We start from the raw sequence: 16175 nt of genomic DNA on the forward strand, positions 1-16175 counted from the left end.
ACACGACGCAAATTCCATTCCGCCGCGCCCGGTGCAGGCGCAGTTGTGCCGAAAACGGCTAGTCGGGCAGCCATGCCACGCTGCCCGGCCGTTGCGCCTTAGAACTTGTGCAACAGGTTAAACACCAGTTTGTTGCCCTCGGTGCGGTTCTCGGCCTGCTGTTCGAAGTAGGCGTTGACCGACAGTACGTTTTCTTTGCTGAAGGCGTAGAGCACGCCCGGGCCGATGGCCCAGACTTTTTCCCGGCGGCCGCTGACGGCGTGGCCGTCGACTTCGGTGTCGGTGATCTGCTTGAGCCAGTAGCCGTTGAGCCCGGCGCTGAATTGCTCGCTGAAGGCGTATTGCAGGGTCAGGTTGGCGTGCAGGGCCTGGCCGGCCTGGGTGTCGCTGACGTCACCAAAACCGGCGGCCGGGTCGTCGTTCTTGCCGTTCCACAGGTACATGAAGCGGCCGCTGGCCGACCACTTCGGGCTGAACCAGTAGGTGGCGGCGTAATAGGGGTTGAACGACCAGAAGTTGCTGCCGGGGTTGATCGAGCGGTTGCGGTCGTAGGCGCCAACCGGCACCGAGAGATCGGCCTCGACGCGCTGGGTCAGCAGCGGGCTGCCATCGGCGCGGGTCAGGGTTGGCAGTTGCAGGAAAGCGCCAAGGATCACGTCGCCAAACCCGGCGCGTGAACTCAAGGCGGCGTTGTTCAGGCCATCGTCGACATCGACATGGGCCAGGGAGGTGTTGATCAGGGTGACGCCGGGCATGGCGCCATTGGCCAGGGGCTGGCCGACGTAAATGATCTGGGTGGTGGGCGCCACCACTTCCAGTTGCTGCTTGGGCAACGCCAGTTTGTTGCCGTTGGCGTCGTTGAAACGGTTGGCCCGGGAATAGGTCAGGTATTCCTCCAGGTACCAGCCCGGCCCGGCCGGTGCCGGTGAGCCGTCATAGAAGCTGGTAGTGCCCAGGTTCAGGCCCGGCAGGTCATAGGCCTGGGCGTTGGCGCACAGGGCAACGGAAATCGCGGCCGCAGCGGTCCGCAAGCATGGCTTGAGCATCGTGAAAGTCCTGTATTTTTGTTGTTGTTCAAGACCCCCGGCGCGGTGAGCCCGCGACCGGGGTTTAACGCCAGTGCGACCTTTACACGTAGGTCGCGGCCAGGCCGCCATCCACCGGCAGGTTGACGCCGTTGACCCAGCGCGCTGCATCCGAGCAGAGGAAGGCAATCACCGCCGCCACCTCGTCGGCCAGGGCCGGACGCTTCATGCGCACGCTGTCGCGGGCCACCCGCTCCTCCCCCAGCATGCTCACGAAATCCCCGAGGATCGGCGTCAGCACCGGCCCCGGCGCCACGCAGTTGACTCGCACCGAATGGTCACGGAACCAGCTGTGGGATTGCTGGTAACTCCAGACGATCAGCGCCTCCTTGAAGTACTGGTAGCAACTGCCCTGGGGCACCGGGTTGGCCGCCAGCCACTGTTGCCCCGCCGCGTAGGACTCAGTGGCCGCCAGGGCCTTGTGCAGCGCCAGTCGTTCCGGCCACTGGGCACCCAGGATCGACGCCACGTTGACGATGCTGCCCCCCGGAGTCATGCGCGGCAGCAATCCCTCGCTGAGGTGGCGCAGGCCCAGGTAATTGACCTGGGCCACCGCCTGCACCGGCGCGGTGCCGGGTACGCCGGCGACGTTGCACAGGGCGTCGATACGCTCCGGCAGGCGTGCCACCAAATCATCGATGCTGGCCGGGTCGCCCAGGTCAGCCTGGAAGAAGCCGTCCAGGGTCAGTTGCGGTTCGTGGCGATCGATGCCGATCACCCTCGCCCCCTGGAACTGCGCCAGGCGCGCCAGTTCAGCGCCGATACCGGAAGCGGCACCAGTGACCACCAGGGTTTTGTTATGCAGGTTCATGTTCAAGCCCTCTTATTCTTGTCTAGGCAGGGTGTGGTGCAGGCATGCGCGACGGTGAACGTCAGAACGGATAGGCCGGCGGGGTGTTTTTCACCGTGACCCATTGCCATTGGCTGTACTCGTCCCAGTCCGCCGGGCCGCCGACGCTGCCGCCATTGCCCGAGGCGCCGCGCCCGCCAAAGGGGTTGACGCACTCATCAGCCACGGTCTGGTCGTTGATGTGCAGCAACCCGCACTGCAGGCGTTCGCCGATGGCCATGGCGCGACCCACCGACGGCGAAATCACCGCGGCAGCCAGGCCGTATTCAGTGCGGTTGGCCAACTCGATGGCTTCTTCATCGCTGGCAAAACTCACCACCGTGGCCACCGGGCCGAACACTTCGTCTTCGAAGGCGCGCATGCCCGGGCGCACACCGCTGAGCACCGTCGGCTGATAGAACAGGCCGTGGGACTCGCCCCCCGCTTCCAGGCGCGCGCCGGCGTCCAGGGTGTCCCTGACAATCTGCTCCACCCGCTGCAACTGCCGGGCGTTGATCAACGGCCCCAGCGCCGCCTCGCCCCGGGCGGCATTGCCCACGGTCAGGGCCCGGGCCTTGTCCACCAGCTTGCGCGTCAGGGCGGCGGCGATGGATTCATGCACCAGGATCAAGCCACTGGCCATGCAGATCTGCCCCTGGTGCAGCCAGGCGCCCCAGGCGGCATTGCTGGCGGCCAGGTCCAGATCGGCGTCTTCGAGAATGATCAGTGGGTTCTTGCCTCCCAGCTCCAGGGCGACCTTTTTCAGGTGCCGCCCGGCCACCTCGGCCACTTTGCGCCCGGCGCCGGTGGAGCCGGTAAAGGCGATCATCCGCACATTGGGGTCACGGCACAGCGCCTCGCCGGCATCCGCGGCCCCCGGCAACACCTGCAACAGGCCCTTGGGCAAGCCGGCGGCCTCGAACAAACGGGCAATCAGCAAGCCGCCGCTGATGGGGGTCTGCGGGTCGGGTTTGAGCACCACCGCATTGCCCGCCGCCAGGGCCGGGGCCACCGAACGCAAGGACAGGATCAGCGGGAAATTGAACGGCGAGATCACCCCGACCACGCCGTGGGGCTGGCGCCGCGCATAGGACAAACGCCCCGCTTCGCTGGGCAAGACCAAGCCGTGGGGCTGGGACAGCAACCCTGCCGCCTGGTGCAGCAACACAATGGCTTCGCGCACTTCGTGCTCACCCTTGAACAGCGCGCCGCCGGTTTCCCGGGCGACATACAGGGCCAGTTCGTCGAAGGATTGCTGGGCCCAGCCAGCTGCTTTGCGGAACACCTCGGCACGCTGGCGTGGGCCCAGGGCCGCCCAGGCCGGCTGAGCCAGGGATGCTGCACGGCAAGCGGCAGCGATATCGGCCGGGTCGGCCATGGCGCTGTGCATCAGCACCTCGCCGGTCGCCGGCTCGATCACCGCTTGCACCGGGGCCGACCCGGGCACCCAGTCACCATTGAACAGGCATTGGGACTCAAGGGCCCGCCGCAGAAATTGAGGGGTTTCAGACACAGACATTGCACACTCCCGGTTCTTGTAATTGTCTTCGTCGTCGCGGCCCCAAGGGCTCACACAACGCCGTACCAGGCCTTGAGCAAGGGCTGTGCCGGTTTCGCCACGGCGCTTGCAGATGACACGCCGACCGCTCTAGCTCAAGCCTTTGCACGATGGAGCCAGTGACTCATCGCCCGTCCCGGGTGGCTCGTGCGTTGGCTGCGCTTGTTCAATTGATAAAGTTATGTTTAATAACTATCTCGCCAATTGCTCATATCGATCACTCCGTTTCAGGGGCATCACAATGACAACTCCCCACTGCCCGCTGCCCGACCACCAGGTGGCCAGCGAACCCTACCGCCCACGGGGCGACAGCAGCGAACTCAGCGCCAGCAGCTCACCGACACCGGCCGAACTCAATGACTGCCTGTTTTTCTCCCCCGACGACGGGCGCATCTGGCTCAACGACCAGCGCATGCTGTTGCTGCACAGCTCCTCCTTTGGCGCCCTGCGCCGGGAGATCATCGAGCGCCAAGGCTTGGAGCAGGCGCGCGGGCTGTTCACCCGCACCGGTTATGCTTCCGGGGCGCGGGATGCGCGGCTGATCCGTGAGCGCTGGCCCCAGGCCGATGCGGCGGCGGTGTTTCGCGCCGGCACCCACCTGCACAGCCTGGAAGGCATGACCAAGGTCGAGCCGCTGCACTTCAAGTTCGACGCCGACTCGGGCTTCTACGAAGGCGAGTTTCTCTGGCATCACTCCTGCGAAGCCGACGAACACGTGGCCGCCTACGGCATCGGCCAGGACCCGGTGTGCTGGACCGAGCTGGGCTACGCCATCGGTTTCGTCAGTTGCCTGTTTGGCCAGATGGTGATTTTCCGCGAGGTGGAATGCCGCGGCATGGGCCACGCCAACTGCCGGGTGCTGGGCAAGACCGCCGCCCAGTGGGGCGATGTCGAGCAGGACCTCGGCTACCTGAATGTCTCGCCGCTGCCGGCGCTGGCCGCCCCGGTCCCAGCGGCCAAACCGTCCGCCGTCATCGCCCCGGCCTCCAGCCAGCAGCCGCTGATCGGCACCAGCGCAGCGTTCAATGCCGCCACCCAAGCCCTGCAGCGCGTGGCGGCGACCCCGGCCACGGTGCTGATCAGCGGCGAATCCGGCGTGGGCAAGGAACTCTTCGCCCGCCAACTGCACCAACTCAGTCAGCGCCGGGCCGGGCCCTTTATCGCCCTTAACTGTGCGGCGATCCCCGACAACCTGATGGAAGCCGAACTGTTCGGCGTCGAGCGCGGCGCCTTCACCGGCGCCACCCACTCGCGGCCCGGACGCTTTGAACGGGCCCAGGGCGGCACCCTGTTCCTGGATGAAATCACCTGCCTGAGCCTGGCCGGTCAAGGCAAGCTGCTGCGTGCCCTGCAAGAGCGGGAAATCGAACGGGTCGGCGGCGGCCACGGGATTGCCGTGGACGTACGGGTGGTGGCGGCCACCAACATTGATTTGCGTAAAGCGGTGGCCGACGGCGAGTTTCGCGCCGACCTGTTCTACCGCCTCAATGTCTACCCCATCGCCCTGCCGCCCCTGCGCGAGCGCCGCGATGACATTCCGCTGCTGATCAACGCCTTTCTGCAGCGCTATTGCCACGAGTACGCGCGCACCCCGGCCGGGCTGACCATGCGTGCCCTGAAGGTGCTGCTGCGTTATGACTTTGCCGGCAACGTGCGGGAACTGCAGAACCTGATCGAACGTGGCCTGATCGCCAGCGAAGACGGCCAGGCGATAGATCTGGTGCACCTGTTTCGCAATGAGCCCTTGCCCGAAGAGGTCTACTCCCTGGATGGCCATGGCGGTCTGTCCCTGACCCAAGGGGCAAGCGATCAGGCCCAGGCGACGCTGCTCGACAGCCTGAATCAGCGCGACCCGGACTTCTCCATCGACGGCCTGGAGTCACGGCTGATCAACGAGGCCCTGGAAAAAAGCGCCGGCAACCTGGCCGCTGCCGCCCGTTTGCTGGGGCTGAGCCGGGCGCAGTTTGCCTACCGCTTGAAGAAGCACCAGCGCGCCGAAGCCTGAAGCGTTGGCCGGGCCTGGCGCCCGGCCGTGAAGCAGGGTTTAGAAACTCAGGCAAATTTTCCCCAGGTGCGCCCCCGAGGCTTCATGGGCGAAGGCCTTGGCGATGTCGTCGAGGGTAAAGGTGCTGTCGATCACCGGCTTGATGCCGGTGGCTTCCAGCCCACGAATCATCTCCAACTGGTGCTGGCGGCTGCCGACAATCAGCCCTTGCAGGCGTTGTTGCTTGGCCATCAGCGCTGCGGTGGGCACCGGACCGGCCCAGCCGGTGAGCACGCCAATCAGGGCAATATGCCCGCCGATGCGGCATGCCGTGATGGACTGCGGCAAGGTGCCCGGGCCACCGACTTCCACCACATGATCGACGCCTCGACCACCTGTGAGTTTCAGCACTTCGGCGCCCCACTCCGGCTGCTGGCGGTAATTGATCGTGTGGTCAGCGCCCAACTCACGCACCCGCGCCAGCTTCTCATCGGAGGATGAGGTCGCGATCACCGTCGCCCCCATGGCCTTGGCCAATTGCAGGGCGAAGATCGACACCCCGCCGGTGCCCAGCACCAACACGCTGTCCCCGGCCTTGAGGCCGCCGTCCACCACCAAAGCGCGCCAAGCGGTCAGCCCGGCGGTGGTCAGGGTCGCGGCCTCGGCGTGGCTGTAGCCGGCCGGCGCGCGGGTGAACCAGTGGCTGGCCTGCACCACCACTTCCCGGGCGTAACCGTCAACGCCGTCGCCCGGAGTGGTGCTGAAGTCGGCAATGGCCGCACCGCCGTCATGCCAATGCGGGAAGAAACACGACACCACGTGGTCACCCACCTGAAACTCGCTGACACCCGTGCCCACGGCTTCCACCACCCCGGCGCCATCCGCCATGGGAATGCGGCCATCAGCGGTGGGCAGGGCCCCGGTCACCACCGCGTAATCGTGGAAGTTCAGCGAACAGGCATGCAGGCGCACACGGATCTGCCCGGCACCGGGTTGGCCCGGGTCGGGCAGCTCGACGCTGTGCAGGTTGTCCAGGGTCGCGGGCAAGCTGAGCTTGATGGCTTTCATACGAAGGTTCTCCGGCAGGCTGAAATAAAACCGGCGTCCAGCATAAGAGCGCGTCCGCTCCAGTGCAAAGACGCCGGCCTTGAAGGCGGGTCAGGCCATCAACCGCGCAGGGCAACGGCCACCGCGTCGGCGATCGGTGTGGTCGCACGACCGATCAAGCGGCTCAGGTGCCGGCCTTCGTCGAACAAGGCGCCCTGGGCGGCAGCGGCATCCGAATCGGCCAGCAACTCGGCCACGAACCCAGGCAATCCTAGGCCCAGCAGCGCAGCCTGGAAATCATCCTTTGGCAGGTCCTGGTAAACCACCGGCCGGCCTGATTGACGGGCCACTTCGGCGGCCAGTTCGCTGAGGGTGTAGGCGCTGTCACCGGCCAACTCATGGACCTGCCCGGCCTGGTCGTCGCGGGTCAGGGCCACGGCGGCGGCCTCGGCGTAATCGGCGCGGCTGGCCGAAGCAATGCGCCCGTTGCCGGCACTGCCCATCAGCGCGCCATGCTCCACCGCCGGGCCTACCCCCGCGGTGTAGTTCTCGTGGTACCAGCCATTGCGCAGCAGCACGTAATCCAGGCCCGACGCCACCAGGGCCTGTTCGGTCTGCACGTGTTCGGCGGCCAGGCCCAGGCTCGAGGTGTCGGCGCGCAGCACGCTGGTGTAGGCCAGCAGTTGCACCCCGGCCGCCTTGGCGGCGTCGATCACCACCTGGTGCTGGGCCAAGCGCTGGCCGATGGCATTGGAGGAAATCAGCAGCAAGCGCTCAACCCCCTGCAAGGCACTGGCCCAACTCTGTGGCTGGTCGTAATCGGCCTGGCGCACGGTCACGCCCTTGGCTTGCAGGTCCTGGGCCTTCAACGGGTCACGCACCAGGGCCAACAGCTCACTGGCCGGCACCCGTTGCAGCAGCGCCTCGACCACCAGACGGCCCAATTGGCCGGTTGCACCTGTTATCGCAATCATCGGAAAAATCCTTGCCTGTAAAAGAATGAGCGCTCACCCTAGCGCCCTAACTAACTTTTAGTAAGTACGTACAAAAAGGTAAGTGTCATGACCCTCCCCCAAGCCCCTGCCTCGCCCTTGTCCGCCAAATTGCGCCGCGGCGAGCTGCTGGATGCGCACTGCCCCTCCCGTGAAGTGCTCAAGCACATGACCAATCGCTGGGGCGTGCTGGTGCTGGTCATCCTCATCAGCGGCACCCAGCGTTTCAGCGACCTGCGGCGCAAGATCGGCGGCGTCAGCGAGAAAATGCTCGCCCAGACCCTGCAAGGCCTGGAAGGGGATGGGCTGATCCATCGCGAGTCGCTGCCGGTGGTGCCGCCCCACGTGCAGTACAGCCTCACGCCCCTGGGCCGGGAAGCCGCGGTGCGGGTCGAAGCCCTGGTGGACTGGATCGAAGAACAACTGCCGGCCATCATGCAGATCCGCCGCGACAAGGCCCTGGTTCAGTCGTAGGCACCCCGCCCAGGGCTCAAACACCGGCTTTACAGGGCCGGGCGCCTGAGCCAAAGTTCGCCACCGCGCGCGACGCAGCGCCTGCCCCCTGCTTGCCAAGGATGCCCCCATGGACTGGAACGACCTGCAAAACGCCCTGTTCGACAGCGCCCGAGCGGCCCTCGACACCCTGCTGGAGCAGGGCATCCCTGCCCCCTACGCCATCGCGTTCCATGCCAGCTACCGCGAAGAAGAGCGGGTGATCGACCTGCCCTCCCTCGCCGTCAGCAGCGCCGCGACCCTGGAGGACGATCACGGCCCGGAACAGCCCGGGGACATCAGCGGCGTACGCTGGAACCCTGCCGATTGGCGCTGGGACTGGGAACTGGATGACTACGCCAACCCGGCGCTACAGGCCTGGGACTTGCCTTTGCAGAACGAGGCCAACCGCGCCGGCCCGCAGCATTGGCAGGCGGTCGAAGCGCAGTTCGTCGATTGCGTGGTCCAGGCCGCACGGGCCTTGCGCGAGCACTACAAGGACGATCCCCGGGTGGATCCACACTTTGTGGCCTTGTTCCATGACTTCAATGATGAGGTGGGCCTGGCCCGGGCCAGCCTGACCGCTGAACTCTTTGCCTGGCACTTCCCCGAAGAAGTCGCCAAAGACCGCCTGCGCGAAGAGATCGCCGCCTTGCCCCACGCCGAGCAGGTGAGCTTTTACCTGGACCGCCTGCAACGTGTGCACAGCATCAGCTCCGAAGAAGCCGAGGCCTGGTTGATCGCCCAGGGCGCCGCCGCCAGCAGCGCCTTGATCGAACGGCTGCACACGGTCAAGGACGCCTACGCTATCGCACGCATCCTCGGCCTGGCCGGGCATGCCGACGCAGCAGTGATCGAGGCGCTGCGCCAGCGCCTGGGCAACGCCAAGGAACAACCGACCCGCCATTGGTGCGCCCGGGCCCTGGCCTGTCTGGGTGATGTGGCGTGGTTGCTGGAGCAAGCCGATGACATCGCGGTCCAAGGGCTGTGTGCGCCCCTGAGCGCCCTCAGTGATCAGCGTGCCCAGCCGGCGCCCCTGGACTACTCCGCGCTGATCACCCTGCTCGAACAACGCCCGGGCCTCACCGCTGACGTGGAGGAAGCACTCAAGCCCGGCCGTTCGTTCATCACCCTCAACGATCAGGACCTGCCCCAGGCCCTGCTCGGCCTGACATCACCGCACCGGGTGATCCGGCGCCACGCCGCCTGCGTGCTGGATAACCGCTGGCTCAGCGAGGCTGCCCAGGCCGAGGCCATCCAGGGCTTGCTACGGGCCTTGCAGGATGAAGACGTGCGGGTTCGCGAACTGGCGCAGTTGAGCCTCGACGGCTTGCGTCACTGCTGAACGGCTGCTCAAACGGGGCCGGGGCGCACAAAGCACTGCTCGATCACCGGTGCGCCCCACTGCTCCCCGGGCTGTTCCTGCACCAGGCCGAAGCCATTGGCTTCATACAACCGACGCGCCACGTCCAGGCCCTTGAAGGTCCACAAACGCGTTGCCACAAAACCCTGTTGGTCACAGAACGCCAGCGCCTCGGCCAACAGACGCTTACCCAGCCCCCGGCCGTGGGCCGACTCATCGAGAATAAAGAAGCGCAGCGTCGCCTCCCCACCCTCGCCTTCACCGTCAATGGCAATCGCCCCCAGCACCTGCTCGCCGTCCAGGGCCAACCACACCTGGTTGCGCGGGTTGTCGAGGCGCCCCGTCAAATGCGCCAGGCCTGTTGCCACCAGGCTTTCAAAAGGCTGTCCGAAACCGGCCTTGCGGGCGTAGTACACGGCATGCATCTGGGTGATGTGGCCGACGATGCCCGGTCGATAACCGGCAACGATCTGCGCGGTCTCGGTAACCGGCAGGCCTTGCCCCAGGCGCTGGGCCTGCAACGCCTCGGCGTAATCGGCGATGCCCGTGCGCACCCGGTGTTGTTGCTCGGTGGTCAGGTGTTCCAGAGCGGCGCCGACCTGGGCCCGGGCAAAAGCCTGGATCCCGTCCAGGGTGCCACGACCACTCGGCGTCAGGCGCAAGGTCTTGGAGCGGGCGTCATCCGGGTGGGGGATTTCCTCGATTTCACCGGCCTCCACCAGCTTGCGCAGCAGGCGGCTGACGCTGGATTTTTCCAGCCCCAGCAATTGGGCCAACTCGCCGCCGGTCAAGGTGCCGCGCTCGCCTATCTCCACCAGGGCATGCACCGCCGACGGCGGGTAGTCGGTGGCTGCCAGGGTGCTGCGCATAAACCCCAGCTCGCGCACCATCAAACGCGACGCCGAACGCAGTTGGTCGATCACAGCGTAGGGATGACTGGGCATGGCGGAGACCTCGTAAAAATGATGACTAGTTGTACTGTGCAACTATATATCCGTCAACCGCCCAGCATTTTGTAAAACATCCGCGCCCGCCCACCGACGAAATCCATACGCGCGACGCTGACAGTTCTGTTAAAACGCGACATTGATCCCCGGTGGTGACCCTCTTCATGGCTGCACCTTCATGACTGCCTCCCTGCTCAAGCGTGCCGGCCGGCGCTGGCTCTCCCTGTTATGCATGGCCGCCTTGCTGGTCGGCCTGCCCGTGGGTTGCGCGGTGCTGCAACACAAGGAGCGCGAACTGCTGTTTCGCATCGAGCCCGGCACCGCCAGCTGGTACCGCGGCCTGCCCAAGAGCGTCCAGGAACTGGAGCTGACGCCGAAAAGCCTCAAGGCCGGGCAGAACATTCACGCCTGGTGGTGGCCCGCCGCCCGCGCCGACGCGCCGGCCATCCTCTACCTGCACGGGGTGCGCTGGAACCTCACCGGGCAGCTGTTTCGCATCGAACAACTGCATGCCCTGGGCTACTCGGTACTGGCCATCGATTACCGCGGCTTTGGCAAGAGCCACGGCGACCTGCCCTCGGAACGCACCGTCTACGAAGACGCACGCATCGCCTGGGAACGCTTCCAGCAACTGCAGCCCAACCCGGAGAAACGCCTGATCTACGGCCACTCCCTGGGCGGCGCCGTGGCCGTGGACCTGGCCGCCGAACTGGGCAACAAGGCGCGCCAGCAAGGCACACCCATCCCGGCCCGCGGGCTGATCATTGAATCCACCTTCACCTCCCTGGGGGACGCCGCCGCAGCCGTGGCCAAGACGTCGCTGCCGGTGCGCTGGCTGCTGTCGCAGAAATTCGACTCCCTGGACAAGATCCGCGACATCGGCATGCCGCTGCTGGTGGTCCACGGCCTGGACGACCGCTACGTGCCCTCGCGCTTCAGCCAGCAACTGTTCAACGCCGCCCTGGAACCGAAAAAACTCCTGCTGGTGCCCGGCGCCACCCACAACAACAGCATGAACCTGGCGGGCAGCAGTTATCGCCAGGCCATCGACGCTCTGTTGCGGGCACGCCCCGCTAAAGTCGCGGGCCCCTCTGCGGTGCTGGCTCCAACCGGCTAAGGCGTCAGCCGCCCCGACGCCATCCCACCCAGGCGCCTCGCCCCGGTCACGCGACCGGGCGCGCGCTTAAGCGTTCGTACCTTCGCACAAGCCACCCCGGCGGATTCTGCGCTAAGCACAATTGCCCGGCCGCGCCCTGCCCGCGCACAGTCAGCCTTCGATCAACAGCAATGGGCACGACGATGAAGCGGTCACTCTGGCTCCAGGAAATAGCCGATGAACTGACGCCGGCACCGGCACTTGAGGGTCGGCACTCGGTCGACATCGCCATTCTCGGCGGCGGTTTTGTCGGGCTGTGGACCGCCTTGCGCATCCGTGAGCTGGCCCCGGAAAAGACCGTGGCGATCCTCGAACAGGACATCTGCGGTGGCGGGGCCTCGGGGCGCAACGGCGGCTTTGTCATGTCCTGGTGGCCGAAGATCAGCTCCCTCACGGCCCTCTGCGGGCGCGAAGAAGCCCTGCGCCTGGCCCGGGCGTCGGTGCAGGCGATCGATGAGATCGAAGGGTTTTGCCAGGCCCATGGCATCGACGCGCACTTTCGCCGCGCCGGTTGGCTCTGGACCGCCACCAGCGAGGCCCAGCGCGGCGCCTGGGAAGGTGTGCGGCGCACCTGCGGGCAACTGGGTGAACAGGTGTTCAGCCCCCTGGACAGCGCCGACGTGGCTCGCCGCAGCGGTTCGTCCCGGCATCTGGAGGGTGTGCTGGAAGCCAGCAACGCCACGGTGCAGCCGGCGCGCCTGGTCCGCGGCCTGCGGCGAGTGGCCCTGGAACAAGGGGTTCGGATTTTCGAGAACAGCCGGGTCAGCAAGATGGAACCCGGCCAACCCACCCGGCTGCACACCGAGCACGGCCAGTTACAGGCGCAGCGCGTGGTCCTGGCCACCAATGCCTGGGCCGCCGAGCTGCCGGAACTGCGCCGCAGCCTGTTGCCGGTGAGCAGCACCATCATCGCCACGGCGCCCATCCCCCAGCGTCTGCAGGAGATTGGCTGGACCGGTGGCGAGGCGATCACCGACTCGCAACTGATGGTCGACTATTACCGCACCACCCGCGACGGGCGCATCGTCTTCGGCAAGGGCACCGGGCTGATGTCCTTTGCCAGCCGGGTCGGCCAGCGCTATGACCAATTGCCGCAACTGCACGCCGAGGTCGAAGCCGACTTTCGCCGCACCTACCCGCAACTGGCGGACGTGGCCATCGAGCACAGCTGGTCGGGGCCGATCGACCGCACCTACGACAGCCTGCCGATCTTCGGCCAGTTGAAAAGCTGCCCGGGAGTGGTCTACGGCCTGGGCTGGAGTGGCAACGGTGTCGGCCCCAGCCGCCTCGGCGGGCGCATCCTGGCCAGCCTGGCCCTGGGCCTGGACGATGCCTGGAGCCACTGCGGCCTGGTCAATCGCCCGGTGCGCCACTTCCCCCCGGAGCCCCTGCGCTACTGCGGCGGGCAACTGGTGCGCAACGCAGTGCAACGCAAGGAGCGGGCCGAAGCCCAAGGCCGCGCGCCCTCGTGGCTCGACCGCAGCCTGGCGAGCCTGGCCCCCTCGGGCCTCGAAGACAAAGCCATCTGACCCCGGAGAAACACCATGCCCTCACCCATTCTGTTCAGCGACACCGCGCACCTGCCCCTGGGCCGGCCCGAACCGGTCAAGGAGCCCCTCGGCACGCCCGTTGCCGAAACCCGCCTGCTGGCCCAAGACGCCGGCCAGTCACTGCTGACCGGGGTCTGGGAGTGCTCCCCCGGACGTTGGCGCCGCCAAGTGCTGGAGCGCGAGTTCAGCCACATCATCGCCGGTCATTGCCGGTTCATTCCCGATGACGGCCCGGCCCTGGAACTGCGCGCCGGGGACGCGGTGCTGTTTCCGGCCAACTGCCAGGGCATCTGGGAGGTGCGGGAAACCCTGCGCAAGAGCTTTGTGATCATTCCTTGAGTGTCACGGCGCCCGGCTCGATGCCCGCGACCTCGGCGCTGCGCAGGGCGAACCAGAGAATCGCCACGTCCTCGGTGGTGTCCAGGGAGCGCCCAGTGATTTCCTCGATGCGGCGGATGCGATAAACCAAAGTCTGCTTGTGCACGTGCAGCTCCCGGGCCGCGCTCAACCAGGAGCGGTTGTGCTCCAGGAACACCCGCAAGGTGCGCAATAACGGCGCGCCTTGCTGCTGGTCGTAATCCGCCAGGCGCCCCAGGACCCGGCGAAAAGTCTGCACCGCGCCGTCCAGGCTTTGGGCCAGCCACGGCGCCGTGGCGCCCATGTGTTCGTAACGTGCCAGGGGCTGCTCGGCACAGGCATGGGCCAACGCCAGACGCGCCTCACGCAGGGCCTCCAGGCAACGTTCGGCATGCCCCAGGGGATTACTCAGCCCCAGCCAGCTCTGCAACCGCGCCTGAACCTGGGCCGGGGCCGATTCCTGCCAGAGCAAGACCATCAATTCTTCACCCTGGACCCGCAACAACGCCTGCACACCGTCGCGGCACAGGCCATCATCCAATTCGCTAAGCTCGCGCCCGGCCCGCGGCGCCACTGCCACCCGCAGGTTCTGCAACTCGGCACCAAAGGGCGCCAGGCGCTCGCTCACCTGACGCGCCGACAAGCGTTGCTGGAACAGGTCGTCGAGCAACTCCGAGGCCAGGCGCAGATGACGTTCGCGCTCCACCTGCAAACGCGCCAACTCCATGCCGAGTACCGCCACCACATGGTGCAACAGGCCGTAATCCGGCAGGTCCGCGCCCTGGGCCACCAGCACACAGGGACGGCGGCTGGGCACCGCCATCGACAAACCTTCAGCCTCGGCGCCGCGCCAGCGTTGCACCACCGGCACGCTGCCCGGCGTGTCCAGGCGCCCGCGCAAGGCCTCGTGGTCAGATGTGGCCAATCCTTCCAGGCTGGGCAACCAGGGTTCCAGGGTCAGCGGATCGAGCAGTGTCAGCCGCGCCCGCAGGTCTTTTTCCAGGCGTTGCAACAGTGCTTCCAGGCCCAGCCCCTGAATGCCCATGCGCGCCGTTTCATACACCCGGCTGATGGCTTGCCGACGCTCAGCTTCCTGCTGCTGGTTGGCCTCGATGATGGCCCGGGTCACCGAAGAAAACGGCACGCCGTACTCGGTCATCAGCAAGGGAAAGCCCAAGGCCTCGGCCGCCTCCTGCAAGCCCTGCAAGTCGGCCGGGGCCTGCATGCCCTCGCCGATCATCAACCCGGCCAGCCCCGCTTCCTGCAGGTCGCGCACATAACGGCGCTGCTCCTCGAGCGCCACCGGGATACCGATACCGGTGCTCATCAGTAAATCCCCCGGGCCGAGCCACTGGGCCGGGTCCGCCAACTCGCAGACATGGGCCCAGCGCGCAGTACGCCCGCGCCCCTCGGCGCCGCTGATCAGCCGCGTGCGCAATTCGGGGGTTTCGACAAGGTCGCTGATGGTCAGGGGCATGGGCTGTTTCCAGGGTGGACAGGGTACCGGGGCGAGCAGAATGCCACCGCCGCAGCGGCCCGCACAGCCCCTCATACGGAGGTACTAAGGCCGCCTGCGGAATCTTAACTTGGTCTGATTGCCGCCCCAGCCCCACACCCCGGAGACTCCAAGCCGCAGGACCACACTGCCTGCCAGGCCTGCGTCGCGCCCTTCTGGAGATCTCAATAATGAATAAGAAACTGACTCTGCCCCTCATGCTGTTGGCCTCGGCCCTCGGCTGCACCTCGGCCCTGGCCGACCTCACCGTGGTGTCCCATGGCGGCGCCAACAAGGACGCCCAGGTGGCGGCCTTCTACAAGAGCTACGAAGCCGAGCATGGCACCCGGATCATCGCCGGTGAATTCAACGGCGAGCTGGCCAAGATCAAGGTCATGGTCGACACCGCCAGCGTCTCCTGGGACGTGGTGGAAATGGAGCTGCCGGAACTGGCCCGGGCCTGCGACGAAGGCTTGCTGGAAGAATTCAGTGTCGACCCGCAACTGGCCGCCCAGTTGCTGCCCGGCGCGGCCCAGACCTGCGGCGTGGGCTTCTTCGTCTGGTCCACGGTGCTGGCCTACAACGCCGACAAACTGCAAGGCACGCCCCAGGGCTGGGCGGATTTCTGGGACCTGAAGAAATTCCCCGGCAAACGCGGCCTGCGCAAAGGCGCGATGTACACGATGGAGTTCGCCCTGTTGGCCGACGGCGTACCCAGCCAGGAGGTGTACCAGGTGCTGGGCACCCCCGAGGGCCAGGACCGGGCCTTTCGCAAGCTGGACCAGATCAAGTCGAGCATCCAGTGGTGGGAAGCCGGCGCCCAGCCGCCGCAATACCTGGCCTCCGGGGACGTGGTCATGAGCTCCGCCTACAGCGGCCGGATCAGCGCGGTGCAAGCCCAGAGCAACCTGCGCATCGTCTGGGACGGCGGCCTGTATGACATGGACGCCTGGGCCATTCCCCGGGGCGCGAAGAACCGCGCCGAGAGCCTGAAATTCATCACCCACAGCCTGCAGCCGCAACAGCAGAAAGCCTACGCCGAGCACATCGCCTATGCCCCGGTGAACCAGCAGGCCAACGCCCTGTTGGGCGAACAACGGCTAAACGTACTGCCCGACCTGACCCACCAACTGGCGATGAACCCCGGCTTCTGGGCCGACCATGGCGAACAATTGGAACAGCGCTTCAACGCCTGGGCGGCCCGCTAGGAACCGGCTTGCCAGCGCCTACGAGCAGCAAGATGCCGCGTGAAATCCTGTAGGAGCCGGCTTGCCGGCGATGGCGGTCTTGCAGGCCTCATCGCTGGCACGCCAGCGCCTA

Annotated in this window: 14 protein-coding genes; 7 read left to right on the forward strand and 7 right to left on the reverse strand. The window is 66.4% G+C overall.

Features of this window, described 5'->3' with window-relative positions:
• Window positions 1–98: 98 nt before the first annotated feature.
• From M1B34_RS17090 to M1B34_RS17100, 3 genes are all read right to left on the reverse strand, one after another.
• Window positions 99–1046, reverse strand: a complete 948-nt coding sequence (locus tag M1B34_RS17090) for a SphA family protein (protein WP_268265714.1) — start codon at window positions 1044–1046, stop codon at window positions 99–101.
• Between the two features lie 82 nt (window positions 1047–1128).
• On the reverse strand, window positions 1129–1896 hold the full coding sequence (locus M1B34_RS17095; protein WP_268265715.1) for a coniferyl-alcohol dehydrogenase: 768 nt from the start codon (window positions 1894–1896) through the stop codon (window positions 1129–1131).
• Window positions 1897–1957: 61 nt separating this feature from the next.
• The gene (locus M1B34_RS17100; protein ID WP_123333654.1) at window positions 1958–3433 is read right to left on the reverse strand and encodes a benzaldehyde dehydrogenase; all 1476 of its coding nucleotides are present in this window, start codon (window positions 3431–3433) and stop codon (window positions 1958–1960) included.
• A 280-nt stretch (window positions 3434–3713) separates the two neighbouring features.
• On the opposite strand from M1B34_RS17100, the gene M1B34_RS17105 reads away from it, so the two are divergent.
• Window positions 3714–5477 (forward strand): sigma-54-dependent Fis family transcriptional regulator, encoded by a 1764-nt coding sequence (locus tag M1B34_RS17105; protein ID WP_268265716.1) that lies wholly within the window; start codon window positions 3714–3716, stop codon window positions 5475–5477.
• 39 nt (window positions 5478–5516) lie between these two features.
• Here the strand turns inward: M1B34_RS17105 and M1B34_RS17110 are convergent, their stop codons facing one another.
• Together M1B34_RS17110 and M1B34_RS17115 are read right to left on the reverse strand one after the other, a co-directional pair.
• Complete coding sequence (locus tag M1B34_RS17110; RefSeq protein ID WP_268265717.1) at window positions 5517–6524, reverse strand: zinc-dependent alcohol dehydrogenase family protein; 1008 nt, start codon at window positions 6522–6524, stop codon at window positions 5517–5519.
• Between the two features lie 98 nt (window positions 6525–6622).
• Window positions 6623–7477 carry an SDR family oxidoreductase gene (locus M1B34_RS17115; RefSeq protein WP_268265718.1) on the reverse strand — a complete coding sequence of 285 codons (855 nt, stop codon included), beginning with the start codon at window positions 7475–7477 and terminating at the stop codon, window positions 6623–6625.
• 87 nt (window positions 7478–7564) lie between these two features.
• On the opposite strand from M1B34_RS17115, the gene M1B34_RS17120 reads away from it, so the two are divergent.
• Window positions 7565–7969, forward strand: a complete 405-nt coding sequence (locus tag M1B34_RS17120; protein WP_123333662.1) for a winged helix-turn-helix transcriptional regulator — start codon at window positions 7565–7567, stop codon at window positions 7967–7969.
• Between the two features lie 109 nt (window positions 7970–8078).
• The gene (locus tag M1B34_RS17125) at window positions 8079–9332 is read left to right on the forward strand and encodes a DUF4303 domain-containing protein (RefSeq protein ID WP_268265719.1); all 1254 of its coding nucleotides are present in this window, start codon (window positions 8079–8081) and stop codon (window positions 9330–9332) included.
• Between the two features lie 8 nt (window positions 9333–9340).
• Here the strand turns inward: M1B34_RS17125 and M1B34_RS17130 are convergent, their stop codons facing one another.
• A complete protein-coding gene (locus tag M1B34_RS17130; RefSeq protein ID WP_268265720.1) occupies window positions 9341–10294 on the reverse strand; it encodes a bifunctional helix-turn-helix transcriptional regulator/GNAT family N-acetyltransferase in 954 nt (317 codons plus the stop codon).
• Window positions 10295–10475: 181 nt separating this feature from the next.
• On the opposite strand from M1B34_RS17130, the gene M1B34_RS17135 reads away from it, so the two are divergent.
• The 3 genes from M1B34_RS17135 to M1B34_RS17145 all read left to right on the forward strand — a co-directional run bounded on the left by M1B34_RS17135 (window position 10476) and on the right by M1B34_RS17145 (window position 13342).
• Complete coding sequence (locus M1B34_RS17135; RefSeq protein WP_268265721.1) at window positions 10476–11414, forward strand: alpha/beta hydrolase; 939 nt, start codon at window positions 10476–10478, stop codon at window positions 11412–11414.
• A gap of 182 nt (window positions 11415–11596) precedes the next feature.
• Window positions 11597–12982: an FAD-dependent oxidoreductase gene (locus M1B34_RS17140; protein ID WP_268265722.1), complete on the forward strand. Its 1386-nt coding sequence runs from the start codon at window positions 11597–11599 to the stop codon at window positions 12980–12982.
• A 15-nt stretch (window positions 12983–12997) separates the two neighbouring features.
• Complete coding sequence (locus tag M1B34_RS17145; RefSeq protein ID WP_268260939.1) at window positions 12998–13342, forward strand: cupin domain-containing protein; 345 nt, start codon at window positions 12998–13000, stop codon at window positions 13340–13342.
• Here M1B34_RS17145 and M1B34_RS17150 read toward each other — a convergent pair.
• The gene (locus M1B34_RS17150) at window positions 13332–14837 is read right to left on the reverse strand and encodes a PucR family transcriptional regulator (protein ID WP_268265723.1); all 1506 of its coding nucleotides are present in this window, start codon (window positions 14835–14837) and stop codon (window positions 13332–13334) included. The two genes, M1B34_RS17145 and M1B34_RS17150, sit on opposite strands and share 11 nt — an antisense overlap.
• Window positions 14838–15046: 209 nt before the next feature.
• Between M1B34_RS17150 and M1B34_RS17155 the strand changes: the two genes are divergently transcribed.
• Window positions 15047–16063: an ABC transporter substrate-binding protein gene (locus M1B34_RS17155; protein ID WP_123333676.1), complete on the forward strand. Its 1017-nt coding sequence runs from the start codon at window positions 15047–15049 to the stop codon at window positions 16061–16063.
• Window positions 16064–16175 lie beyond the last annotated feature (112 nt).

This window comes from Pseudomonas morbosilactucae, from assembly GCF_023241715.1.
GTDB classification, from domain to species: domain Bacteria; phylum Pseudomonadota; class Gammaproteobacteria; order Pseudomonadales; family Pseudomonadaceae; genus Aquipseudomonas; species Aquipseudomonas morbosilactucae.